Source organism: Azospirillum agricola (assembly GCF_017876095.1).
GTDB lineage: Bacteria > Pseudomonadota > Alphaproteobacteria > Azospirillales > Azospirillaceae > Azospirillum > Azospirillum agricola.
Genome location: NZ_JAGINM010000085.1, coordinates 1 through 1,033, shown reverse-complemented (window position 1 = coordinate 1,033; position 1,033 = coordinate 1). Strand labels below are relative to the sequence as shown.

Annotated in this window: 1 protein-coding gene; it reads right to left on the bottom strand. The window is 68.9% G+C overall.

All coding sequences use genetic code 11. The annotated features are described in order from the left end of the window. Positions 1 to 304: 304 nt before the first annotated feature. Positions 305 to 871, bottom strand: a complete 567-nt coding sequence (locus J2847_RS33930; protein ID WP_209783119.1) for a hypothetical protein — start codon at positions 869 to 871, stop codon at positions 305 to 307. Between the last annotated feature and the right edge of the window lie 162 nt (positions 872 to 1,033).

Genomic DNA, 1,033 nt, shown 5'->3' with positions numbered 1-1,033 from the left:
TGCGCCATCGTGTCCTCGAAGCTGCCTGAATGGCCTCGCTCGAGTTGGTTCTCTGCACCGGGAATGCGGATGGGCCCTCACCCGGCACTGACAGGGGTCGCCCTGGTGGGTGATGCGGGCGTCGAACTCCCGGTCGACCGGGCCGAGTTGGAGGCACAGGACGGCCTCGAAGACATGCCGAGCCACGCCAGCCCCCGGACAGCACGAAGCCCGCCACGGCTTCTCGCCGGGCGAGCTTCCATTCGCGCGCAATGCGTCCCGCCCACCCTGTCAACCTATTGACCGGATATCAAGGACTATTATCCTATTTGGCGTTCCAAGGGCGCTCCGGCGCGGTGAAGCCGGCGAGGGTGTGATTGCGCAGCGAGGCGCGGGCCAGGGCCTCGCCCAGCGCCACCATGGCGCCGTGCCAGAACAGGTAGGCCTCGTTGGTCTCGACGATCTCCACGTCGCTGTGCCTGGGCTCCAACGGGCACCAGCGCACCAGCAGTTGCCGGGTGGCGTCGCCAAACACGCGGAAGCGAAAGCCGCGCTCCTCCTCGGTGATGCGGCGCCGGCCATGCGGGTCCAGCAGCGAGATCCCGCGCTGGAAATACAGGGCTGCGACCTCGCTCTGCTTCGGCGTGGGCTCCCAGGCCTCGGCGATGACGTGACGATACCGGCCGCGCGTGTCGCTCGGCCGCTTCACCGCGACCAGCGGCGCGGCCAGCGGCAGCCAGTCGGGCCGGTTGGCGTGGCGGGCGTGATGCAGGATGACCCGGCGCTCCGAGGCCGGCAGCCGCTCGATGGCCTCGGCCACCAGTTCGGCGTCGGGGTGGACGCGGGGGCGGATGCCACGGATCGCTCCGCCGCCGTCGATTTCGGTCCCCACTGTGTAGCGGTCCAGGATGGTGGCGCAGCCGTCGGCGCTGAGCCGGCTGAACTCGACACGCTGCCCCTGATACCGCCTCTCCTATGAAATGACCTTCTGGAGCCAAGGCGGGAAGCAGAGGGATTTGATGCGGCCGGTTTCGGCGATGAGCGCGTTCCAGGC